The sequence below is a fragment of the Streptomyces sp. NPDC048185 genome (assembly GCF_043202495.1).
In the GTDB taxonomy this organism is placed as follows: domain Bacteria; phylum Actinomycetota; class Actinomycetes; order Streptomycetales; family Streptomycetaceae; genus Streptomyces.
Map to the genome: position 1 here is coordinate 825,091 of NZ_JBIDAN010000002.1, position 22,442 is coordinate 847,532.

Annotated in this window: 14 protein-coding genes and 1 tRNA gene; 4 read left to right on the forward strand and 11 right to left on the reverse strand. The window is 73.1% G+C overall.

Annotated features, from left to right (window positions below; genetic code table 11):
* Positions 1–7 precede the first annotated feature (7 nt).
* Together ACGF3H_RS09625 and ACGF3H_RS09630 are read right to left on the reverse strand one after the other, a co-directional pair.
* Positions 8–1,009 (reverse strand): sugar ABC transporter permease, encoded by a 1,002-nt coding sequence (locus ACGF3H_RS09625; RefSeq protein WP_362488150.1) that lies wholly within the window; start codon positions 1,007–1,009, stop codon positions 8–10.
* A gap of 37 nt (positions 1,010–1,046) precedes the next feature.
* Entirely contained in the window at positions 1,047–2,363 is a 1,317-nt protein-coding gene (locus ACGF3H_RS09630; RefSeq protein ID WP_362488147.1) for a sugar ABC transporter substrate-binding protein, read from the reverse strand.
* Between the two features lie 182 nt (positions 2,364–2,545).
* On the opposite strand from ACGF3H_RS09630, the gene ACGF3H_RS09635 reads away from it, so the two are divergent.
* Complete coding sequence (locus ACGF3H_RS09635) at positions 2,546–3,904, forward strand: ROK family protein (protein ID WP_362488145.1); 1,359 nt, start codon at positions 2,546–2,548, stop codon at positions 3,902–3,904.
* A 152-nt stretch (positions 3,905–4,056) separates the two neighbouring features.
* On the opposite strand, the gene ACGF3H_RS09640 is transcribed toward ACGF3H_RS09635, so the two are convergent.
* The 4 genes from ACGF3H_RS09640 to ACGF3H_RS09655 all read right to left on the reverse strand — a co-directional run bounded on the left by ACGF3H_RS09640 (position 4,057) and on the right by ACGF3H_RS09655 (position 10,619).
* Positions 4,057–5,097, reverse strand: a complete 1,041-nt coding sequence (locus ACGF3H_RS09640) for a LacI family DNA-binding transcriptional regulator (RefSeq protein WP_362488143.1) — start codon at positions 5,095–5,097, stop codon at positions 4,057–4,059.
* Positions 5,098–5,184: 87 nt separating this feature from the next.
* The gene (locus tag ACGF3H_RS09645) at positions 5,185–7,626 is read right to left on the reverse strand and encodes a glycoside hydrolase family 3 C-terminal domain-containing protein (RefSeq protein ID WP_362488141.1); all 2,442 of its coding nucleotides are present in this window, start codon (positions 7,624–7,626) and stop codon (positions 5,185–5,187) included.
* Positions 7,627–7,660: 34 nt separating this feature from the next.
* Positions 7,661–9,412, reverse strand: coding sequence for a discoidin domain-containing protein (locus tag ACGF3H_RS09650; protein WP_362488139.1), 1,752 nt, complete (start codon positions 9,410–9,412; stop codon positions 7,661–7,663).
* Between the two features lie 124 nt (positions 9,413–9,536).
* A complete protein-coding gene (locus ACGF3H_RS09655; RefSeq protein ID WP_362488136.1) occupies positions 9,537–10,619 on the reverse strand; it encodes a DUF1996 domain-containing protein in 1,083 nt (360 codons plus the stop codon).
* Positions 10,620–10,872: 253 nt separating this feature from the next.
* Between ACGF3H_RS09655 and ACGF3H_RS09660 the strand changes: the two genes are divergently transcribed.
* On the forward strand, positions 10,873–12,669 hold the full coding sequence (locus ACGF3H_RS09660) for a coagulation factor 5/8 type domain-containing protein (RefSeq protein WP_362488135.1): 1,797 nt from the start codon (positions 10,873–10,875) through the stop codon (positions 12,667–12,669).
* Between the two features lie 52 nt (positions 12,670–12,721).
* On the opposite strand, the gene fusA is transcribed toward ACGF3H_RS09660, so the two are convergent.
* The gene (gene fusA, locus ACGF3H_RS09665; protein WP_362488133.1) at positions 12,722–14,761 is read right to left on the reverse strand and encodes an elongation factor G; all 2,040 of its coding nucleotides are present in this window, start codon (positions 14,759–14,761) and stop codon (positions 12,722–12,724) included.
* Positions 14,762–15,180: 419 nt separating this feature from the next.
* Positions 15,181–15,265: transfer RNA gene (locus ACGF3H_RS09670), tRNA-Leu, on the reverse strand.
* 142 nt (positions 15,266–15,407) lie between these two features.
* On the opposite strand from ACGF3H_RS09670, the gene ACGF3H_RS09675 reads away from it, so the two are divergent.
* The gene (locus ACGF3H_RS09675) at positions 15,408–16,739 is read left to right on the forward strand and encodes a DUF2254 domain-containing protein (RefSeq protein ID WP_362488131.1); all 1,332 of its coding nucleotides are present in this window, start codon (positions 15,408–15,410) and stop codon (positions 16,737–16,739) included.
* A gap of 271 nt (positions 16,740–17,010) precedes the next feature.
* Here the strand turns inward: ACGF3H_RS09675 and ACGF3H_RS09680 are convergent, their stop codons facing one another.
* The 3 genes from ACGF3H_RS09680 to sucC are packed head-to-tail and all read right to left on the reverse strand — an operon-like array spanning position 17,011 to position 20,615.
* Complete coding sequence (locus ACGF3H_RS09680; protein ID WP_362488129.1) at positions 17,011–18,570, reverse strand: aldehyde dehydrogenase family protein; 1,560 nt, start codon at positions 18,568–18,570, stop codon at positions 17,011–17,013.
* Positions 18,567–19,469, reverse strand: a complete 903-nt coding sequence (gene sucD, locus ACGF3H_RS09685) for a succinate--CoA ligase subunit alpha (protein WP_362488127.1) — start codon at positions 19,467–19,469, stop codon at positions 18,567–18,569. The genes ACGF3H_RS09680 and sucD overlap by 4 nt, the downstream gene beginning before the upstream one ends.
* 15 nt (positions 19,470–19,484) lie before the next feature.
* On the reverse strand, positions 19,485–20,615 hold the full coding sequence (gene sucC / locus ACGF3H_RS09690) for an ADP-forming succinate--CoA ligase subunit beta (RefSeq protein WP_362488125.1): 1,131 nt from the start codon (positions 20,613–20,615) through the stop codon (positions 19,485–19,487).
* Positions 20,616–20,758: 143 nt separating this feature from the next.
* Here sucC and ACGF3H_RS09695 point away from each other — a divergent pair, with 143 nt between their 5' ends.
* A complete protein-coding gene (locus ACGF3H_RS09695) occupies positions 20,759–22,441 on the forward strand; it encodes a thiamine pyrophosphate-binding protein (protein ID WP_362488123.1) in 1,683 nt (560 codons plus the stop codon).
* Position 22,442: the final 1 nt, after the last annotated feature.

A 22,442-nucleotide genomic window follows, 5' to 3' on the forward strand; every position in this document is an offset into this window, starting at 1 on the left:
CGGGGACCTAGGCACGGGCGGACCTCCGTCCACGCGACGTCAGGAGCAGGTAGACGCCGGTCACGAGCAGCAGGAACAGCAGCAGCAGGACGGACATGGCGGAGCCGGTGCCGAAGTTCCAGGTGACGAACGACGACTGGTAGATGTGGATGGAGATCAGGTCGGCCGCCTCCGGTGCGGACTTGCCGAACAGCACGTAGGGCGTGTTGAAGTCGTTGAACGTCCACAGGAACAGCACCAGCACCAGCACCTGGTTGACCGGGCGCAGGGACGGCAGGGTGATGCGGCGGATCTGCTGCCAGACGCCGGCGCCGTCCAGGGACGCCGCCTCGTAGAGCTCCCTGGGGATGTTCTGCAGGCCGGCCATGACGATGAGGAAGGCGAACGGCCAGCCCTTCCAGACCGACACCACGAGCAGGGCGACGAAGCTGTTGTCGCCGATCAGCCAGAAGGAGGGCTTGTCGGTGAGGCCGAGCTGGTCGTGCAGGACGTGGTTCACCAGGCCGTTGTCGTGCTGGAACATGAACGCCCAGGTGATGACCGCCGCGTAGACCGGCAGGGCGTAGGGCACCAGGAAGACGGTCCGCAGCAGGCCGCGACCGCGGAAGGAGTCCTGCATGCTGATCGCCGCCGCGGTGCCGAGGAACCAGCACAGGCCGACGGACAGGATCGTGAAACCGCAGGTGACCAGGAAGGAGTGGAGCAGCGCCTCGCCGACGGGGGCGTCGAAGTCCACCGACATGCGGTAGTTGTCGAGCGCGGTCCACGGGGCGGTGGTCCAGTCGCGGATGTAGAACTGGGTGAGCTCCTTGAAGCTCATCACGATGCCGATGACCATCGGCACCAGGTGGACGAGGAGTTCGAGGAGGAGGGCCGGCAGGAGCAGCAGGTACGGCAGTCCGATGCGGCGGATCCGCCCGGTGCGGCGGCGGGGTCCGCGCGCCGCACCGGGGGAGCTCTTGCCGGCCGTCCGCTCGCCGGGCCGCGCCGAGGCGGTCGTGGTGGTCATGGCGATGTCCGTGTCCGTGGGGTGTCGGTGGGGGTGCTCACTTCGTCGGCATCTGCTGCTGGGCCTTGGCGAGCTTGGCCTTCACCGACTCGGTGGTGACCGCGCGGCCGGCCGCGGCGTCGGCGAACAGTTCCTTGACGGCCGTGCCGACCGCGGTCTCGAACTGCGACTCGTCGGGCACCTGGGGCAGTGCGGCGGCGCTGGCGGCCAGGGTCTCGCGCAGGACGGCGGTGCCCTGGGTGTTGAAGGCGGGGTCGGTCTGGGCGGCCTTGACCGGCGGGATGGAGCCGTACGCCTTGTTGAGGATCTTCTGCTCGTCGTCGCTGGTCATGAACTTCACGAACTCGGTGGCGCCGTCGACGTTGTCGGTGTTCTTGAACACGGCCATGTTGATGCCGGCGACCATGGAGTTGGTGGCAGTGCCGGCGCCGGGGGTGCCGGACGGGACGGGTGCGGGGGCGACGCCCCATTCGTCGTCCTTCATGCCCATGGTCTTGAAGGTGGCGGAGGCGGTCTGCCAGAGCACCATCGCGGTCTTGCCCTTGGCGAAGTCGCTCAGGGACTGGTTCTGCGCGTACTCGGCGTTGCCGGGCGCGACGATCTTGTTCTCGGCCATCAGGTCGACGTACTGCTTGACGGCCGCGACCGCGCCGTCGGAGGTGAAGTCGGGCTTGCCGTCGGGGGTGAAGAAGTCGGCGCCGTGCTGCTTGCCGAGGACGAAGACCTGGTGGATGTTGTTCGACAGGTTGGAACCCTCGGCGCCCAGGCCCCACTTGCCGCCCTTGGAGATCTTCTTGCCGGTCTCGACGAGCTCGTCCCAGGTGGCCGGCGGCTCGGTGATGCCGGCGTCCGCGAACATCTTCTTGTTGTAGTAGAGCGCGTACGCCATCGAGTACAGCGGGACCGCGGCCGGGTCCTGGTCCTGCACGCCGGTGGAGCCGAGGGCGGAGTCCACGAAGCGGTCCCTGCCGCCGATCTTGCCGAAGTTCTTCGCGTCCCAGGGCATCAGGGCACCGGTGGCCTGGAGCGAGGCGCTCCAGGTGTTGCCGATGTTGAGGACGTCGGGGCCCTGGCCGGAGGTGGTGGCGGTGAGGATCCGGTTGAGCAGGTCGGACCAGGGCACGACCTCCAGCTTCACCTTGATGCCGGTCTTCTTCTCGAACTTGTCGAGTTCGGGCTGGAGGACCTTCTTGTCGACCTCGATGCTGGCGCCCTGGTTGGAAGCCCAGTAGGTGAGTTCCTTCGGCGAGTCGTTGGACCCGCCGCCCGAGGAGGAGCCTCCTCCGCAGGCCGTGGCGGCGAGTGCGAGAGACATGGTGACGGCGCCTACGGCCGCGGCTCGGATGCTGCGCATGGCTCCTGGTCCCTTTCCGGGAGGCGGGAAGTCCGAGGGCGGCTTCCGGAAACGACACCCCGTTCGCTTCCCGAAGCCCCTCATGGCTTAATTTAGGACGTGAGTTAAACCTCAAGAGAAAGACGCGTCAAGGTGTCGCGCACGGCCGGCCGCCGGCCGGGAGCGGTGAAGGAGGGTGCCGGATGGCCAGGGCGAGCGGACGAACGGTCCGTGACCTGCGGCGGGAGAACCGCACCGCCGTTCTACAACGGTTGTATTTCGACGGCCCGATGAGCCGGGTCGCGCTGGGTTCGGCGGCCGGGCTGAGTTCGGGCTCCGTCAGCAACGTCGTCGCCGAACTGCTCACCGAGGGCGTGGTGGAGGAGGCGGGCAGCCTCGGCACCGACGGCGGCCGGCCGCGCACCCTCGTGCGGATCACCGCCGGTCACGGACGGCTCATCGGCGTCGACGTGGGCGAGACCCGGGTGCGCGTCGAGCTGTTCGACCTGGCGATGACCGAACTGGCGCGGGCCGAACGCCCGTTGACCGGCCACGGCACCAGGACCTACGACGTCGGGGTCGTCGCCGGTCACATCCTCGACGGCATCGCGGAGGTGCTGGACCGGGCCGGGGAGGGCCGCGGGTCCGGCGACCTGCTCGGCGTCGGCGTCGGTGTGCCCGGCATCGTCGAGCACACCGCCGACGGCACGCTCGTGCACGGCCAGACCATCGGCTGGGACGCCGTGCCGCTGGAGCGACTGCTGCGGGACTCGGGGCGTTTGCACGCGCGGGTGCCGCTGTTCATCGACAACGGCGCCAAGACCGCGGGGCAGGCCGAGATGTGGTTCGGCGGCGGACGCGGCGCCCGCAACGCCGTCGTGGTGCTGTTCGGTTCCGGCGTCGGCGCCTGCGTCGTGAGCGACGAGGCCGAGCACGGACGCGCGGTGGAGTGGGGGCACCTGACGGTACGGGTCCGGGGCCGCCGGTGCCGGTGCGGCGCCCGGGGCTGCCTGGAGGCGTACGCCGGTGCCGAGGCGCTGCTGGCGCGCTGGCGGGAGGCGGGCGGGCGGCCGCCGTCCGGCACCGACGACGAGGAGGCCGCCCTCACCGACATGCTGCGCGCCGCCCACCCTCCGGACGGCCGGGAGCCGGACCCGGTGGCGGTCCGGGTGCTCGCCGAGACGGCCGAGTACCTGGGGGCGGGCCTGTCCGACCTCATCAACCTCTTCCAGCCCGAACGCGTCCTCGTCGGCGGCTGGGCCGGGCTCCGGCTCGGCCCCGGGTTCCTGGAGTCGGTGCGGGAACACGCGCACGCCCACGCGCTGCGCCACCCGGCCGGGCGGGTCGGCATCGCCCTCGGCCGGCTCGGCCCGGACGCGGTGACCCTGGGCGCCGCCCTCCTGCCGCTGGCCGCGTTCTTCGCCCGCGGCGGCCACGGCGCCCCCGTCGACTCCCCCGCGACGCCGCCGGCGTGGCGTACGGCGCTCGGCGGCAGGCTGGCGGGGCCCGGACGGCGCGCGGGCGGCGCCGAGCGGCCGGAGAGCCCGGCACGCCTCCCCTGACCGGCGGAGCGCGCGTCCCGCGGGGCGGGGGCGGTCGTGCGCGGGGACGCCGCCGCCGTACGGTCCGCCGGGCGTCGCCCCTGCCGTGACGTCGACGCGCCCCCGGCACCCTCCCCCACCCGGCGCCGTTGCCGCCCGAAAACCCGTCGTCGCTACGCCGAGTCGCGGATCACCAGTTCCGGTTCGAAGAGCACCGAAGCCGGCTCGCCGCGCGTGCCGTCGATGTGTTCGCCGAGCAGGCGGGCCATCGTGGCCGCCATCTCCTCCACCGGCTGGCGGACGGTGGTGAGCCGGGGCCGGCAGGTGACCGCCACGCTGGAGTCGTCGAAACCGATGACCGCGACGTCCTCGGGCACCCGGCGCCCGTGGTCGCGCAGCACCTGGACGGCCCCCTGCGCCATCAGGTCGTTGGCGGTGAACACCCCGTCGAGGCCGGGATGTTCGTCCAGCAGGGTGCTCATGGCCGCCATGCCGCTGTCGACCGTGAAGCCGCCCTCGGCGACGGGCACGTGCGGGTGCCCGTGCCGGACGAGGGTGTCGCGGAACCCGGCCAGGCGTTCCTGGCTCGCCGCGACGGCCAGCGGCCCGGTGACGGTGCCGATCCGGCGGCAGCCCCGGGCCAGCAGGTGCTCGGCCGCGAGCCGCCCGCCGTCGCGGTGGGCGAGGTCGACGTGGCTGAGCGGCACCGGACGCCCTGGGCGGGCGAACAGCACCGCCGGCAGCCGGGCGTCGGCGAGCAGCGCGGGCAGCGGGTCGTCCGGGTGCGTGGACACCACGAGCGCACCGTCCGCGCCGCCCTGCCTGAGGTACCCGATGACCTCCTGCCGGGCGGCGGGCGTCTCGGCGAACATCAGCACCGGGTGCATCGAGCGGGGCCGCAGATGGCCGACCACGCCGCCGACGACCCGGCCGAAGAACGGGTCGGCGAACACCCGGGTGGCGAACGCGGTCTGCTCCGTGTCCGAGGCGTCCCCGGCGCCGGAGACCACCAGCGCCACGGTCGTGGTGCGCCGGGTGACCAGTTGCCGTGCGGCCTGGTTGGGGGCGTACCCGGTGCGTTCGATGGCGCGGCGGACCAGGTCCTGGATGGCCGGGTCCACGTTGCGCACGCCGTTGACCACCCGCGAGACGGTGGCCCGGGAGACGCCGGCCTCCCGGGCCACGTCCTCGAGGGTCGGGGCCTGTCTGCTCATGCCCGCACCCTAAACGGCGGCGCCGAGCGGTGGTAGAGCGCTCTCCCGTGGCGCTCCCCCGTGGCGCTCTCCGTGGCGCCGGCGGCGTCATCCCCGTACGACGACCTCCGTCTCCGCGGCCAGCGGCAGATCGCCCGCCGACCGCCCGGCCAGTACCCGGCAGCGTCCCGCTTCCGTGCGCCAGGCGTGCTCCCGCACCGACCAGTGGCGCAGCGCCCGCGCCGGGACCCGCACCGCCGCAGTCACCGTCTCCCCTGGCCCGGCGTGGACCGCCGCGTACCCGGCGAGCCACCGCTCGGGGTGGTCGACGACGGCCGCCGGACGGGCGAGGTAGACCTGTACGACCTCCCGGCCCTGCCTGGCCCCGGTGTTGCGCACCCGGACCCGGACCGTCAGGTCGTCCCCGGCCCGCGTCACCGGGGCCACGGACAGCTCCTCGTACGCCCAGGTGGTGTAGCCGAGGCCGTGTCCGAACCAGTAGGCGGGGGTGCGGTGTTCGCGCAGCCAGCCGCGGTAGCCGATGTGCAGGCCCTCGTCGTAGGCGAGGCGTCCCCCGGCCGGGCGGGTGCGGGTGACGGGGGCGTCGGCGAGGCGGGCCGGCCAGGTGGTGGGCAGCCGTCCGCCCGGCTCGGCGCGTCCGAAGAGCACGTCGGCCAGCCCGCCTCCGCCCTCCTGGCCGGGGAACCAGGCCAACAGGATCGCGCCGGCCGCGTCCCGCCAGGGCAGCTCGACCGGCCCGCCGCTGTTGACCACGGCGACCGTGCGGGGGTTGGCCGCGGCGACGGCCCGGACCAGCGCGTCCTGGGTGTGGCCGAGCGACAGGTCCGTACGGTCGTGGCCCTCCGACTCGCCGTGCTCGGTGGTGCCGACGACCACGATCGCCGCGTCCGCCGCCCGGGCCGCGCGGGCCGCCGCGGCCAGGGACGCGGTGGTGTCCGGGGCCGGCGGCGCGACGCTGACGACGGTGGCCCGGCCGGTGCCGGGTGCCAGTGCGCGCCGTGCCACGAGCAGGGCGTCCCGGCCGGCGGCGAGTTCAGCGCCGGCGTACCGGGCGGGCGGGTCGACGTGGAGCACCGCCGGGTCGTCGGTGGCCGGCGGGAAGTCGCCGTCCAGCAGGACCCGTCCGTCCAGGCTCAGGCTCATCCGGCCGAAGCCGGCCACGCCCAGGGTCCAGCGGCCCGCGGTGCGGGGACGCAGCCGGGCGCTGATCTCGACCGTGTGTGCCCCCGGCACCAGGCGCGGTTCCAGCAGCCGCCCGCCGCCGCGCCGCTCTGCGTACAGCTCGGCGCCGGTGGCGTCCAGCATGCGCAGCAGGACGCCGGGACGGCCGGACCTGGGGTCGGTGCACGCGGCGGTGTCCAGCGGGGGCGGCGGCCCGTCCGGACGGGGGCCCGGGACGTGGACGACGCGGGCCCGGCCGCGCAGTGCGGCCCGGACGCCGTCCAGGACGGAGACCTCGTCCTGGGGGAAGACGCCGGCGCTGCCGCCGCCCTGGGTGCGGGTCCGCGCCGCGTGCGCGCCGATCACGGCGACGGTCCCGAGGCGGTCCGCGTCCAGCGGAAGGACGTCCCTGTTGGCCAGCAGTACCGCGCCCGCGGCGACCGCCCGCCGGGCCAGGGCCCGGGTCCGGCGGGTGGGGACGGGTGCCCGGGCCGGCGGCTCCTCCTCGCCGAGGACGCCGCAGCGGGCGGCGAGCCGCAGCAGGCGGCGCGCCTTGTCGTCGACGGCCGCCTCGGGCACGCTGCCGTCCGCCACCGCCCGGGCCAGGGCCTCACCCCAGGGACTGTCGGGCCCGGGCATGGCGAGGTCCAGTCCCGCGCACGCGGTGGCCACCGTCTCGCGCACCGCGCCCCAGTCCGAGACGACGACGCCGTCGAAGCCCCACTCGCTCTTCAGCGGGTCGGTGAGCAGGGCGTTCGCGGTCATGGTGGTGCCGTTGACCGCGTTGTAGCCGGCCATGACCAGGCCGACCCCGGCGGCCACCGCGGCCTCGAAGGGCGCGAGGTAGACCTCCCTGAGGGCCCGCTCGCCGACGCGGACGTCGACGGTGAGCCGGTCGGTCTCCGAGTCGTTGGCCACGTAGTGCTTGGCCGTCGCGGCCACGCCCTGGGCCTGGACACCGCGGACGAAGGCGGCGCCGATGCGGCCGGTCAGTTCGGGGTCCTCCGAGAAGCACTCGAAGTGCCGGCCGCCCAGGGGGCTGCGGTGCAGGTTGAGGGTGGGGGCGAGCAGGACGTGCACGCCCTTGCGCCGTGCCTCGGCGGCGAGGAGGCCGCCGAGGCGTTCGACCAGCGCCTCGTCCCAGGTGGCGGCGAGCGCGGTGGCGCAGGGCAGCAGCACCGACGTGCTGCGCTCGTCCCAGGACTGGCCGCGTACGCCCGCCGGGCCGTCGGACATCACCACCTCGCGCAGGCCCACGCCCGGTTCGGCGCGGGTGCGCCAGGTCGTGGCGCCGTCGAGCAGCAGTGCTCGGGCGCGTGGTGTCAGCTTGCCCAGCAGCCGGTCGATGTCTTCCTCACTGGTCCCCACCCGGGTCCCTCCCCCTCGGTCGAATCGCCGGCCGTCAGTTGTAGACGCCGAACTCGTACAGCGAGTAGCCGTAACCGGTGCCGCGCGCCGTGCCGTTCACGCGGACGTAGCGGCCGGTGCCCGTCACGTCGAGGTCGTCGACGCCGCCGTTGCCGTCGGTCACCGTGCGCACGGTCCGCCAGTTCGTCCCGTCGTCGGAGGTCTGGACGGTGTAGGCCTTGGCGTAGGAGGCCTCCCAGTGGAGCTGCACGTGCCGGAACGTGGTGCGCGCGCCGAGGTCCACCCGCAGCCACTGCGGGTCGCTCCAGTCGCTGGCCCAGCGGGTGTTCGGATCGCCGTCCACGGCGTCGGCGGCGGTGCAGGGGCAGTCGCCGTAGCTCGCCTGGTACGAGGAGGCGGTGGCCGGCTTGCCGAGGGCGACGTTGGTGCCGCCGACGGCGGGCGGTACGACCCGTGCCGAGAGCGTCTCCACGCCGACGTTGCCGTGGCCGTCGGTGGCCTTGACGTACAGCTTCCACACGCCGGGCCGGTCGGGAGCGGTGATCCTGAGGCGGCCGCCGCCGAGGTCGGTGTAGGGCTGCGGCGTCAACTGCTTGCTCTGGTCGATGTAGTTGCTGTTGGTGAGCACCTCGTAGGCGATCGGGTCCCCGTCCGGGTCGGTGGCCCGGGCGGTGAGCACCAGGTCCTTGCCCGCCTGGACCTTGCCGGCGTCGCCCTCGACGCCGAAGCCGGTGACGACGGGCGGGGTGTTGTCACGCGAGGTGTCGCCGCCGTAGGCCCGCTTCACGGCGTAGTAGGACAGCCGCTTCTGGCCGGCGGGCAGCAGGTTGAACCAGATGCCGCCGAAGTCGTACTCGGTGCCGTAGTGGAACAGGGTCGCGCCCAGGGCGACGCCGCGGTGCCCGGTGACGCAGTTCCAGGCCTTGGTGTAGCCCTCCGCCTTCGCCTGGTCGGTGGGTTCCCTCGGTACGCCGTTGGCGTCGTCCGGGACCTCCCACTCGCCGGCCGGGCCGGATTCGGTGACGATGTAGGGCTTGGTGTAGCCGCCCTGCTCCCAGGCGCCGCGGACGTCGCAGACCGCGTCGTAGGAGTTGACGGCGTACAGGTCGAGGTCGGGGGCGTTCTTCTTGTAGTACGGCCAGGCGCCGACCCAGGCGTCGGTGGAGGTGACCGGGTGGTTCGGGTCGACGGCGTGGATCTTCCTGGTGACGTCGTTGACGAAGGTCGTGTAGGCGTCGCGCTGGCGTTCCAGTTCGGCGCCGCTGTAGCAGTTCTGCAGGCCGAGCACGGACTCGTTGCCGACGTTCCACATCAGGACGCCGGGGTGGTCCTTGTACTCCTGCACCCAGCGGGGGAACTCGGCGAGCATCCGGTCCTTGTACGCGGTGTCGGTCAGGTAGTTCACGCAGCCGCCGCTGCCCGGGCCGCCGCCGGGCTGGAGCCAGAAGCCGGCGATGACCTTGATGCCGTGTGCGGCGGCGGAGTCGAACAGGGGGCGGCTGCTCGCGTCGGTGCCCCAGGTGCGGATGGTGTTGACGCCCATGGAGCGCAGGTCGGGCAGGTACCGGTCGGCGTCGGCGACGGCGGGGCCCCAGGTCAGGCCCTTGACCTGGTAGGGGCTGCCGTTCACGGTCAGCTGCCAGGCACCCTGGCCGCCGGTGACCTTGACGACGCTGCCGGCGGCGTGCGCCTGGGCGGCGGGCAGCGCGGTGAGCGCTCCGACGGTGAGGAGGGCGGCGGTCAGGGGCGCGGTGAGTCTGCGGACGGGGGTGTGCGGTCGGCTCATGCGGGGTCTCCGGGGTGCGGGGTGGGGGCGGCCCGGCCGTCGCGGGAGGCGCGGGGCCGGGCCGGCCCGTTCGGTGCGGCCGTCTCGTCGTCCGTGAGCCGGCCGGGTGGGGGGAGTCGTCGGGTCAGGGCAGTTCGTAGTGCTCGTTCAGGGCCGCGCCGGCCTCGGGGTGGGTCTCGTCGTAGCCGCGCGCGTTGCACTGGAGGCCGCCGACGATGCAGTGGTCGACCATGGCCCGGAGGGTGGGCTCGTCCCAGGCGTTGAAGAAGTCGTAGTGCCACGAGTGGCTCGGGCCGCTGGCCAGCCGGACCCTCGAGAGGTCGCCGTTGACCGGGAAGGCCATCTTGAACTCGATCATGGGCAGGGCGACCGGGTGACTGGCCGGGCAGATGTTGTTGTTGGTGCCGGGATTGACCACCGGGTATGCCATGTGGCTCTTGTGGTCCGGCGTGTCGAGGTGCCTGCCGTCCCAGCAACTGGGGGCCTGGAAACGGATGTTGACCTTGACGTCCGGGCGGGACGGGCAGTCGGTGGGGAAGCCGACGTTGAAGAAGCTGTCGCCGCACTCCCAGCCCTCGACGAAGCCTGGATGGTCGCGGAACTCCTGGGCGCTCTGCATGGGGCTGCCGACGACGTACCTGAGGCCCTTGGGGAAGGGCCGCACGCTGGTGTAGTCGGTGACGCCGGCCTTGTAGTAGATGGTCTGCGGCCCGACCGGCAGCACCGGCCGGTCACCGTTGTACATGGTCGGCATCCAGTACCCCGACCGGTCGCCGGGAGCGAGGCAGGTGGTGTTCCCCGCGGCGAGCGAGGCCGTCGTGCTGTGGGCGTTCGTCGTGGTGTTGCCCATGAAGGTGTGGTCGTGCGACTTGCCGGGCTGCTGCGGATAGACGATCGGGTCGTCCGGCGCCGTGTGGGTGACCGAGCAGTTGGCCTGGAACTCGTGGAAGTAGCGGTGCGGCGGCTCCTTCGTGGACGGGCTGACGCCGGTGACCTGCGGGTTCGCGAGGATGTAGCCGTCGCCGTCCGGGTCCTCGGGCGAGGAGGCGGTCGAGGCGGCCATGGTGTGCCCGTGGCCGGCCGCGTGGGTGTGCGCGGCCGGGGCGGGGGTGTCCGCGGCGGAGGCGAGCGTGCCGACGCCGATCGAGGTGAGCAGTAACGCGCTTGCGACGAGAGTGCCGGACAGAACTTTCGATCTCCGTGGCATGGAGACCTCCTGGGAAGGTCGGTGGGGTCTCGGAGAGCGCTCTCCCGAGTGGGAGTGTTGGGGGCGCGGCGGGAGGGTGTCAAGGGAATCGACAGAAGGATCAAGTGGCCCATTGCCCGCACTTGTTGAACGCGACGCGACAGAACCGGTCACAACTCTTGACGAGTTGTGCACACGGATGAAGCATGCACACCCAGAGAGCGCTCCCCCACCCCCACCACGTTCACTTCCCGAACAAGGAGAGCCGCCCCCCATGCCCTCTTCCCCCACGGCCCCTTCGGCGCCCGAGCCCTCCGGCATGCGCCGCCGCACCCTCCTCGGGGCGGCCGCCGCGGCCCCCGCGCTGGCCGCGCTGCCGGGCACGGCGTCCGCGTCCTCCGGCTCCCGGCGCGGCCCCCGCGCCCTTCCGGGCGGCGGCGACCTCGGCCCGAACGTCCTCGTCTTCGACCCGTCGACGCCCGGCATCCAGGCCCGGCTGGACGAGGTCTTCCGGCAGCAGGAGTCGGCCCAGTTCGGCACCGGCCGCTACGCCCTGCTGTTCAAGCCGGGCACCTACCACGGGCTCAACGCCCAGCTCGGCTTCTACACCTCCGTCGCCGGCCTCGGCCTCTCCCCCGACGACACGACCATCAACGGCGACGTGACGGTCGACGCCGGCTGGTTCGGCGGCAACGCCACCCAGAACTTCTGGCGTTCGGCGGAGAACCTCGCCCTCGTCCCGGTCAGCGGCACCAACCGCTGGGCGGTCTCCCAGGCGGCGCCCTTCCGGCGCATGCACGTCCGCGGCGGTCTCGATCTGGCACCTGACGGTTACGGCTGGGCGAGCGGCGGCTACATCGCCGACAGCCGTGTCGACGGCCAGGTCGGGCCGTACTCGCAGCAGCAGTGGTACACACGGGACAGCGCGGTCGGCGGCTGGACCAACGCCGTGTGGAACATGGTGTTCTCAGGAGTCGAGGGCGCCCCCGCACAGAGCTTCCCCGATCCGCCGTACACCACCCTCGACACCACGCCCGTCTCCCGTGAGAAGCCCTTCCTGTACGTGGAGGGCAGCGAGTACCGGGTGTTCCTGCCGGAGAAGCGGACCGGCGCCCGCGGCGTGTCATGGGGCAACGGGACCCCCCGCGGCACCTCGCTGCCGCTGTCCCGGTTCTACGTCGCCAAGCCGGGCGTCACGGCGGACACCCTGAACCAGGCCCTCGACCAGGGCCTCCACCTGCTGCTCACGCCGGGGATCTACCACCTCGACCGCACGGTCACCGTGAACCGCGCCGGCACGGTCGTCCTGGGCCTCGGCTACGCCACGCTCGTCCCCGGCAACGGCGTCACCGCACTGAGGGTCGCCGACGTCGACGGGGTACGCCTGGCCGGTTTCCTCGTCGACGCCGGCCCGGTCAACTCGGCGACGCTGCTGGAGGTCGGGCCGCGGGGCGCGTCCCGGGACCACTCGGCCGACCCGGTCACCGTCCAGGACGTGTTCGTCCGGATCGGCGGCGCCGGCCCCGGCAGGGCCACCACCAGCATGGTGATCAACAGCCGGCACACCATCGTCGACCACACGTGGGTGTGGCGCGCCGACCACGGCGACGGGGTCGGCTGGGAGACCAACCGGGCCGACTACGGCGTCGTCGTCAACGGCGACGACGTCCTGATCACCGGCCTGTTCGTGGAGCACTTCAACAAGTACGACGTGCAGTGGAACGGCCAGCGGGGCCGCACGGTCTTCTTCCAGAACGAGAAGGCGTACGACGCCCCCGACCAGGCCGCGATCCAGAACGGCTCGGTCAGGGGCTACGCCGCCTACAAGGTCGCCGACCACGTCACCGAGCACGAGGGCTGGGGCCTGGGCAGCTACTGCTACTACAACGTGAACCCCTCCATCGTGCAGCACCACGGCTTCGCCGCGCCGGACCGGCCCGGTGTCCGCTTCCACGGGCTGCTGGTCGTGTCGCTGGGCGGCAACGGCCAGTACGAGCACGTCGTCAACGAGACCGGCGCACCCACGTCCGGGACGTCGACCGTGCCGTCGACGGTGGTGTCCTACCCCTGACGGTGCGTGCCGGTACCGGTCCCCTCCCGCTCGGGGAGGGGACCGGCCCGCCCTACGGCACCGGTGTCACGGCCGGCGCCGGCGCGTAGCCGGTGGGCCGGGCGGTGAAGGTGCCGCGGCCCTGGGTGCGGCTGCGCAGCCGGGTCGCGTAGCCGAACAGCTCGGCCAGCGGCACGGTGGCCGTGACGACCGCCGCACCGGCCCGCGGCTCGGAACCGGTGACCCGGCCGCGGCGGGCGGCCAGATCACCGAGCACCCCGCCGACGCCGTCCTCGGGCACGGTGACCGTCACCTCCACGACCGGCTCCAGCAGGACCATCGCCGAGGCCCGCAGCGCGTCGCGCAGGCCCAGCCGGCCGGCGGTGCGGAAGGCCGTGTCCGAGGAGTCCTTCACATGGGTCCGGCCGTCGGTGAGCGTGACGCACAGACCGGTCACCGGGTGCCCGCCGAGCGGCCCCTCGGCCAGGGCGTCCCGGCATCCCGCCTCGACGGCCCGGACGAACTCCTGCGGCACGCGCCCGCCGACGACCGTCGAGCGGAAGACGAAACCGCCCTCGTCCCACGGCGCGACGTCCAGCACGACGTGCGCGAACTGCCCCGCGCCACCGTCCTGTTTGACGTGCCGGAAGACGAACCCGGTCACGCCCGCGCCGACGGTCTCGCGGTACGCCACACCCGGGCGGCCCACGGTGACCTCGATGCCGTGCTCGCGCCGTACGCGCTCCACCGCGACCTCCAGGTGCAGTTCGCCCATGCCGGACAGGACGGTCTGCCCGGTCTCCGGGTCGCTCCGCACGGCCAGCGAGGGGTCCTCCTCGGTGAGCCGGGCGAGGGCGGAGGCCAGCCGGTCGGTGTCGGCGGACCGACGGGCCTCGACGGCGACGTGCACGACCGGTTCGGCGACGCCCGGAGGTTCCAGGACGAGCGGGGCGTCCGGGGCGCACAGGGTGGAGCCGGCGCGGGCGGACTTCGGTCCGATCACGGCGACGATGTCCCCGGCGACCGCCCGTTCCAGCGGGTCGTACCGGTCGGCCCGCACCTGCAGGATGCGGCCGATCCGCTCGGTGCGGCGCGTGCCCGCGTCCCACACGGTGTCTCCCTTCTCGATCGTGCCCGAGTACAGCCGCAGGTACGTGAGCCGGCCCGTCGGCGTCGCGTTGACCTTGAACGCCAGGGCGGCCAGCGGTGCGGCGGGGTCGGCGTCCCGTTCCTGCTCCGTGCCGTCGTGCGTGCCGCGCACCGGGGGTACGTCCTCGGGGGACGGCAGGTAGGCCACCACGGCGTCCAGCAGCGGCTCGATGCCACGGTCGCGGTAGGCGGAGCCGCACAGCACGACCACGGCGTCGCCGTCGCGGGTCAGGTCGCGCAGCGCCGCGGCGAGGGTGCCGGCGGTCAGCGTCTCGCGGTCGCAGAACTCCTCCAGCGCGGCCGGGTGGCGTTCGGCCACCGCCTCCTCCAGCGCCCGTCGCCTGTGTGCCGCCTCCTCGCGCAGCGCGTCCGGCACCGGCTGCTCCTCGGGCCTTCCCGCACCGTCCGCCCACACGAGTGCGCGCATGCGCAGCAGGTCGACGACGCCGGTGAAGCCGTCCTCCGCACCGATCGGCAGCTGCACGGCGAGCGGCGCGGGATGCAGCCGTTCGCGGAGGGAGGCGACCACCGCGTCCAGGTCGGCACCGGCCCGGTCCATCTTGTTGACGAACGCGATCCGCGGCACGCCGTGCCGGTCGGCCTGCCGCCACACGGACTCGCTCTGCGGCTCGACGCCCGCGACCGCGTCGAACACGGCGACGGCGCCGTCCAGCACGCGCAGCGACCGCTCGACCTCGTCGGCGAAGTCGACGTGTCCCGGTGTGTCGATCAGGTTGAGCCGGTGGCCGTCCCAGGAGCAGCTCACGGCCGCGGCGAAGATGGTGATGCCGCGATCGCGCTCCTGCGGGTCGAAGTCGGTGACGGTCGTGCCGTCGTGGACCTCCCCGCGCTTGTAGGTGGTGCCGGTGGTGTAGAGGATCCGCTCGGTGACGGTGGTCTTGCCCGCGTCGACGTGGGCGAGGATGCCGAGGTTGCGGACGGTGGCGAGGGAGGTGCTGCGCATGGCCGCGTGGCCTTTCGGATGGTCGGTCCGGAAAACGGGCAGCGCGATTCCCCGTGAGCGCGCCGGGCGCGCGCCGTTCCCGCCGGCCTCACAAGGGGTCGACGGGATGCGGCCGGGCGTGGTTCAGGCGGACGTCACGGGCATCCGGTACCGGCCGCGCGGCGGGCACCGGAGGGACCGGGACACGAGGATCACCGTGTACCGGGGACGGGGAGCGACGACGGCGGTGCGGTCACGCACGACGGTCTCCCCTCACTGGTCACGGGCACCCGCGGTGGGCGCCCGTCTGCTCTGCGTCCGGTGAGTGTAGGCAGCGGCGGGAGGGAGGGGCCACGGATTTTCCGCCGCCGACCGCGGGGGCCCGCGCACGCGAAGAGGACCCCGGCCGTGGGCCGGGGTCCTCGTTTCGCTTCCGCGAGTGTCCGAGGGGGGACTTGAACCCCCACGCCCGATAAAGGGCACTAGCACCTCAAGCTAGCGCGTCTGCCATTCCGCCACCCGGACAAGGTGTCTGTCGCTGTGCGGGGTGTTCCCCCGCGGCGACATGGACAACCATACCAAGGTTTCGGAGCGCCTTTCACCTGCGTTTTCCCTCGCCGGGGCGGCGCTGCGGAGTGTGCGGGCGCGGGGCACCTAGGGTCGCACCATGAGTGACGGGATGGTTGCGCACAGCTCGCGCCGGGGGCGTCGGCCGCGGGCGCTGTCACCGGTCAGGGAGCATCTGCGGGACACGTTCTGGTTCGCGCCCACAGCGGCCATGGCGGGCGTCTTCGTGGTCTGGCTGCTGGCCCAGGCGTCCGATGCCGCGCTCGTCCGCTCCCTGCAGGACGACGGTGACTACGAGACGCTCGCCGAGCTGCTGCGGTTCGCGGACGACGCCAGGACGGTGGTGTCGGCGGTCGGCTCGGCGATGATGACGTTCATCGGTGTGGTGTTCAGCATCTCGCTGGTCGCCGTGCAGATGGCGAGCGGGCAGTTCACGCCGCGGGTGGTGCGGCTCTTCGTCCGCAGCCGGATCACCAAGGCGACCTTCGCGGTCTTCCTGGCCACGTTCGTGCTGACGCTGCTCGTCCTGACCTCCTACGAGAGTGGCGCCGACCCCCGCGTCGTCTCGTCGGTCCCCCTGGTCCAGTCGGTCCTCACGCTGGTGATGGTCGCGCTGAGTCTGCTGCTGTTCGTGATGTACGTGAACGCGACGCTGCGGCTGATGCGGGTCAGCCATGTGATCGCGCGGATCGCCGCGGAGTCCTTCCGGGTGGTGGCGGCGATGCCCGCGCCGGCGCCCGGCGACGAGGCGCCGGTGCTCGGGCCGGTGACGGCGTGGGTCGCGCACGACGGGGCGGCGGGCGTGCTGCGGGACGTGCATGTGGGGCGACTGGTGCGGGCGGCGCGCAAGCACGGGGTGGTGATGCGGCTGATCCCGCGGACCGGTGACTTCGTGGTGCCGGGCACGCCGGTGCTGGCGGTGCACGGCGGGCCGGCTCCACCGCGCCGGGCGCTGCGGTACGCCGTGTCCGTCGGGGTGGAGCGCACCTTCCACCAGGACCTGGGGTTCGGTCTGCGGCAGTTGTGCGACATCGCCCTGCGGGCCCTGTCCCCCGCGATCAACGACCCGACGACCGCCGTGCACGCGCTGGACCGTGTCGTGCAGCTGCTGGCCGCGCTGTGCCGGCGGCCGCTTGACGCTGTCGTGGACCGGGACCGGCGCGGGGCGGTGCGGCTGGTGCGGCCCGTACCGGGGTGGGCCGAGCTGGTGGATCTGGGGTTCACCGAGGTACGGGGGTGCGCCGCGGGCAGTCCCCAGGTCACGCGGCGGATGCTGGCCGGGCTGGACGACCTGGCGCGGCTCGCCCCGCCGGACCGGCGTCCACCGCTGCTGCGCCACCGCGAGCTGCTCCGGCAGGCGGTGCAGCGCGCCGTGCCGACCTCGGCGGACCGCTCCTTCGCCCTCCACCCGGACCGCCAGGGCATCGCCTGACCCACAGCCGCACACCGCACCATCGCAGCTCCGCCGCCCATAGCCGCGGGCCGACCCGCCGCCCGGCCGTAGCTGCGGGCGGTCGTACCTCCCCCAGTGCCTGAACGCCCTGGGAGCCACCCCCAGGACGGCACGGGTGGGCGGTGGGGGTCCCCCCGCTCGAGCGAAGCCGAGAGTCGGGGAGGCATCCGGCCCGCGCCGGTTCGCGACACCCACCCCCGGCCCGCCCCCGCGCCCGGCACCCGCCTTTCACGCCCCCACCGGAACATCGTCACGGCATGAGGTGACCGTCCGGGAAGTTCCCCGGCAGCCGCTCCCCCGCCGGCCCCCGCGTCACCGCACGCACCAGCAGTTCTCCGCCCACGAAGGCCCCGCGCCAGGACGCTCCGTGCCCGCCGAACAGCTCGTCGCGGTCGCCGCGCGAACGTGGGACGCCGTGGCCGACCTTGAAGGCGCGGATCTGCGGCGCCAGCCTGTCGTAGGTCGCCCGGTCGTCCGTGGACAGCGTGGCGACCAGCGCGCCGTTGGAGGCGTTCATCGCGGCGAGCAGTTCGGCCTCGGTGTCGACCAGGACGATGGTGTCGACCGGGCCGAACGGTTCCGCGTGGTGCAGCGGCGAGGACGGCGGCGGGTTGAGCAGGGTTACCGGCTGGACGTAGGCCGAGGTGTCCTGGCCGGGCAGGAACCGTGCGTCGGCGGCGTCGCCCCGGTGCAGGGGTACGGCGCCGCGGTCGACGGCCTCGGCGACCTGGTCCCGCAGTTCCTTCGCCTTGGCCGCGTTGATCAGCGGCCCGAAGTCCAGTGCCGGGTACGGGTCGGCCGGATGCTCGACGGCGAGCGGGTGACCGAGGCGCAGGGAGCGGACCGCCGGGAGGTAGGCCGCGAGGAACGCGTCGAACAGCTCGCGCTGGACGACGAAGCGCGGGTAGGCCGTGCAGCGCTGCTTGCCGTAGTCGAAGAGCCCCGGGACGACCGCCGCGAACGCGTCCCAGTCCGTGAAGTTCCAGATGCCCCAGGTGTTGAGTCCCTCCTGTTCGAGGATGTGCCGTTTGCCGAGGCCGGCGACGGCGGTGGCGACGGCGGCGCCGGTGTCCCGGCCGCCGACGAAGGAGACGCAGCCGATCTCCGGCGCCCGCACCAGGGCGTGGGACAGCTCGCCCCCGGTGCCGCTGACGAGGGTGACCGGGACTCCCTCGCGGGCGGCGAGCGCGCAGGCCAGGGTGAGGCAGGCGACGCCGCCGTCGGTCGGGGTCTTGGCGATGACCGCGTTGCCCGCCAGTGCCTGGACCAGCAGGGCGTGGACGAGCACGCTCATCGGGTAGTTCCAGCTCGCGATGTTGGACACCGGGCCGTCCAGCGGGGCCCGGCCCTCGGTCATCTCCTCGATGCCGTCGACGTACCAGCGCACGCCGTCGACGGCACGGTCGACGTCGGCCTGCGCGAGCCGCCAGGGCTTGCCGATCTCCCGGACGAGCAGCAGGGCGAGGAGTTCACGGTGCCGGGCGAGGGCGTCGAGGGTGGCGGCGACGCGGGCCCGGCGTTCGGGCAGGGGGACGTGGCGCCAGGCCCGGTGCTGGTCGAGCGCGGCGCGTACGGCCTGGTGGGCGGTGCGGCGGTCCAGTCGGGGCGGGCCCGCGACCGGGGTGCCGTCGACGGGGCTGGTGGCGGGCAGGACGCGGCCGTCCGCCTGCCAGCGCCCGTCCCAGAGGTTGAGCACGCGGTCGTCCCGGAAGGCCTCGGGAGCCGCGGTGAGGCAGCGCTGCCAGGCGTCGGTCCAGGAGGTGCCGGACTTCAGGGTGAGGGCGGGTGCGGCGGCACCGGTGGGGGTCATGCCCGCCCTCCGTCCCGTGCCGCGCCGCCGAGTACGGCGACGACGTGCCGTGCCGTCTCGGTGGGGGTGCTTCCGACCCGTACGCCGGCCGCTTCCAGCGCCTCCTTCTTGGCCCGCGCCGTGCCGGACGAGCCGGACACGATGGCGCCCGCGTGTCCCATGGTCCGCCCTTCCGGTGCGGTGAAGCCCGCGATGTAACCGACGACCGGTTTGGTGACGTGCTCGCGGATGTAGGCCGCCGCGCGTTCCTCCGCGTCGCCGCCGATCTCGCCGATGAGGACGATCAGTTCGGTGTCGGGGTCGTCCTGGAAGGCGGCGAGGCAGTCGATGTGGCTGGTGCCGGCGACCGGGTCGCCGCCGATGCCGACGCAGGTGGAGAAGCCGACGTCGCGCAGCTCGTGCATGAGCTGGTAGGTGAGGGTGCCCGACTTGGAGACCAGGCCGATCGGGCCGGGCTTGGTGATGTCCGCCGGGATGATGCCCGCGTTGGACTGGCCCGGGGTGATCAGACCCGGGCAGTTGGGGCCGATGATGCGGGTGCCCCTGGCGCGGGCGTACGCGGTGAAGGCGACGGAGTCGTGGACGGGGATGCCCTCGGTGATGACGACGGCGAGGCCGATGCCGGCGTCGGCGGCCTCGGTGACCGCGGCCCGGGCGAAGGCGGGCGGGACGAAGACGACGGTGACGTCCGCGCCGGTGGCCTCCACGCCCTCGCCCACCGACCCGAAGACGGGGACGGCACGCTCGTCGAAGTCCACGGTGCGGCCGGCCTTGCGCGGGTTGACGCCGCCGACCACGTTCGTGCCGGCGGCCAGCATGCGGCGGGTGTGCTTCATGCCCTCGCCGCCGGTCATGCCCTGGACGAGGACCTTGCTGTCCTTGGTGAGGTGAATGGCCATGTCGTCCCTCTCTCCTCAGGCCGTGGTGGCGAGCCGGGCCGCACGGCGGGCGGCGTCGTCCATGGTGGTGGCCTGTTCGACCAGCGGGTGGGCGCGGGCGTCGAGGACGGCCCGGCCGCGGGCGGCGTTGTTGCCGTCGAGGCGCACGACGAGGGGTTTGGTCGGCCGGAGCTCGTCCAGGGCCCGGACGATGCCGTCGGCGACCGCGTCGCAGGCGGTGATGCCGCCGAAGACGTTGACGAGGACGGATCTCACGTCCGGATCGGAGAGGACGACCGACAGCCCGTCGGCCATGATCCGCGCGGACGCGCCGCCCCCGATGTCGAGGAAGTTGGCCGGACGGGCGCCGCAGCCGGCGACCACGTCGAGCGTCGACATGACCAGGCCCGCGCCGTTGCCGATGACGCCGACCTGGCCGTCCAGCTTGACGTAGTTCAGGCCCTTGGCCGCGGCCCGTGCCTCCAGCGGGTCGTCGGACGTCGTCTCCTCGTCGCCCCAACGGGCGCGGCGGAAGGCGGCGTTGTCGTCGAGGGTGACCTTGCCGTCGAGGGCCACGATCCTGCCCTGGGCGGTCCTGACCAGCGGGTTGACCTCGACGAGCAGGGCGTCCTCGCGGACCAGCACCTGCCAGAGGCGGACGAGGACGTCGACGGCCTGCGGCGGCAGGCCGGCGGCCTGCGCGATCCGGGCCGCCCCGGCCGCGGTGACGCCCACGGCGGGGTCGACCGGGATGCGCACCACCGCCTCGGGGCGCTGGGCCGCGACCTCCTCGATCTCCGTGCCGCCCTCGGCGGAGGCGATGGCGAGGAACCGGCCGGCGGCTCGGTCGAGGACGTAGGAGACGTAGAACTCCTGGTCGATGTCGACGGGTTCGGCGAGCATGACGGTGCCGACCGGATGGCCCTTGATGTCCATGCCGAGGATCCGGCGTGCCGCCGCTTCCGCCGCGGCCGGGTCCGCGGCGAGCCGCACTCCGCCCGCCTTGCCCCGCCCGCCGGTCTTCACCTGTGCCTTGACGACGACGCGTCCGCCGAGCCGGCGGGCGATCTCGCGGGCCTTCGCGGGCGAGTCGGTGACCTCCGCCCGCGGCACCACGATGCCGTGTTCCTCGAAGAGTTGCCTTGCCTGGTGTTCGTACAGGTCCATTTCGGCTCCTGACTGAAAGTGCCGCACGCCCCCTGGACACCACCCACCGGATGCGGGATAACAAGCTTCATACAGTATTCGTCGACTGTATGCAATGTACCGCGAGAGCGCCCCAACCCCTCGTGAAGGGACAGGACTTCGCCATGCCCGACGACACCCAGGACGTCATATCCGGCGGCCACCTCGTGGCCAAGGCCCTCAAGGCCGAGGGGGTCGATCGCATCTACACGCTGTGCGGCGGCCACATCATCGACATCTACGACGGCTGCGTCGACGAGGGCATCGAGGTCGTCGACGTGCGCCACGAGCAGGTCGCCGCGCACGCCGCCGACGGATACGCCCGCATCACCGGCAAGCCCGGTTGCGCGGTGGTGACCGCCGGGCCGGGGACGACCGACGCCGTCACCGGGGTCGCCAACGCCTTCCGCGCCGAGTCACCGATGCTGCTGATCGGCGGTCAGGGCGCGCACAGCCAGCACAAGATGGGGTCGCTGCAGGATCTGCCGCACGTCGACATGATGACGCCGATCACCAAGTTCGCGGCGACCGTGCCGGACACGGCGCGGGCGGCGGACATGGTGTCGATGGCGTTCCGCGAGTGCTACCACGGTGCGCCCGGCCCCTCCTTCCTGGAGATCCCGCGCGACGTGCTGGACGCCAAGGTGCCGGCGGACAGGGCGCGCGTGCCGAAGGCCGGGGCCTACCGCGCCTCGACCCGCTCGGCCGGCGACCCGGAGGCCGTGGAGAAGCTCGCCGACCTGCTGGTGCACGCCGAGAAGCCGGCCGTCCTGCTCGGCAGCCAGGTGTGGACGACCCGCGCGACGGAGGCCGCCGTCGAACTGGTCCGGACGCTGAACGTCCCGGCCTACATGAACGGCGCCGGGCGCGGCACCCTGCCGCCCGGGGACCCGCACCACTTCCAGCTCTCGCGCCGCTACGCCTTCTCCCACGCCGACGTCATCGTGATCGTCGGCACGCCCTTCGACTTCCGCATGGGGTACGGCAAGCGGCTCTCCCCGGACGCGACCGTCGTGCAGATCGACCTCGACTACCGCACCGTCGGCAAGAACCGCGACATCGACCTCGGCATCGTCGGCGACGCGGGGCTGGTGCTGAAGTCGGTGACCGAGGCGGCGTCCGGGCGGATCAACGGGGGTGCGTCGAAACGCAAGGAGTGGCTGGACGAGCTGCGCGCGGCCGAGCAGACGGCGCTGGACAAGCGGCTGCCGCAGCTCAGGTCGGACGCCTCCCCCATCCACCCGTACCGGCTGGTCAGCGAGATCAACGACTTCCTCACCGAGGACTCCGTCTACATCGGCGACGGCGGCGACATCGTCACCTTCTCCGGGCAGGTCGTGCAGCCCAAGTCACCGGGCCACTGGATGGACCCGGGCCCGCTGGGCACGCTCGGCGTGGGCGTGCCCTTCGTGCTGGCCGCCAAGCAGGCGCGGCCCGACAAGGAGGTCGTCGCCCTCTTCGGGGACGGTGCCTTCTCGCTCACCGGCTGGGACTTCGAGACCCTGGTCCGCTACGACCTCCCCTTCGTCGGCATCGTCGGCAACAACTCCTCCATGAACCAGATCCGCTACGGCCAGGCCGCCAAGTACGGCAAGGAGCGCGAGCGGGTCGGCAACACCCTCGGAGACGTGCCGTACGACGAGTTCGCGCGGATGCTGGGCGGTCACGGCGAGGAGGTCCGCGACCCCGCCGACATCGGCCCCGCGCTGCGCCGCGCGCGCGAGTCCGGCAAGCCGTCCCTGGTCAACGTCTGGGTCGACCCGGACGCGTACGCCCCCGGAACCATGAACCAGACGATGTACAAGTGAG

What these genes read in the sequence shown, in the direction of transcription:
- ACGF3H_RS09675 (WP_362488131.1), top strand. Translation starts at nt 15,408, where the DNA reads ATGAGTGACGGGATGGTTGCGCACAGCTCGCGCCGGGGGCGTCGGCCG.
- ACGF3H_RS09625 (WP_362488150.1), bottom strand. Translation starts at nt 1,009, where the DNA reads ATGACCACCACGACCGCCTCGGCGCGGCCCGGCGAGCGGACGGCCGGC.
- ACGF3H_RS09650 (WP_362488139.1), bottom strand. Translation starts at nt 9,412, where the DNA reads ATGAGCCGACCGCACACCCCCGTCCGCAGACTCACCGCGCCCCTGACC.
- ACGF3H_RS09695 (WP_362488123.1), top strand. Translation starts at nt 20,759, where the DNA reads ATGCCCGACGACACCCAGGACGTCATATCCGGCGGCCACCTCGTGGCC.
- ACGF3H_RS09630 (WP_362488147.1), bottom strand. Translation starts at nt 2,363, where the DNA reads ATGCGCAGCATCCGAGCCGCGGCCGTAGGCGCCGTCACCATGTCTCTC.
- ACGF3H_RS09655 (WP_362488136.1), bottom strand. Translation starts at nt 10,619, where the DNA reads ATGCCACGGAGATCGAAAGTTCTGTCCGGCACTCTCGTCGCAAGCGCG.
- ACGF3H_RS09635 (WP_362488145.1), top strand. Translation starts at nt 2,546, where the DNA reads ATGGCCAGGGCGAGCGGACGAACGGTCCGTGACCTGCGGCGGGAGAAC.
- sucC (WP_362488125.1), bottom strand. Translation starts at nt 20,615, where the DNA reads ATGGACCTGTACGAACACCAGGCAAGGCAACTCTTCGAGGAACACGGC.
- ACGF3H_RS09660 (WP_362488135.1), top strand. Translation starts at nt 10,873, where the DNA reads ATGCCCTCTTCCCCCACGGCCCCTTCGGCGCCCGAGCCCTCCGGCATG.
- ACGF3H_RS09640 (WP_362488143.1), bottom strand. Translation starts at nt 5,097, where the DNA reads ATGAGCAGACAGGCCCCGACCCTCGAGGACGTGGCCCGGGAGGCCGGC.
- sucD (WP_362488127.1), bottom strand. Translation starts at nt 19,469, where the DNA reads ATGGCCATTCACCTCACCAAGGACAGCAAGGTCCTCGTCCAGGGCATG.
- fusA (WP_362488133.1), bottom strand. Translation starts at nt 14,761, where the DNA reads ATGCGCAGCACCTCCCTCGCCACCGTCCGCAACCTCGGCATCCTCGCC.
- ACGF3H_RS09680 (WP_362488129.1), bottom strand. Translation starts at nt 18,570, where the DNA reads ATGACCCCCACCGGTGCCGCCGCACCCGCCCTCACCCTGAAGTCCGGC.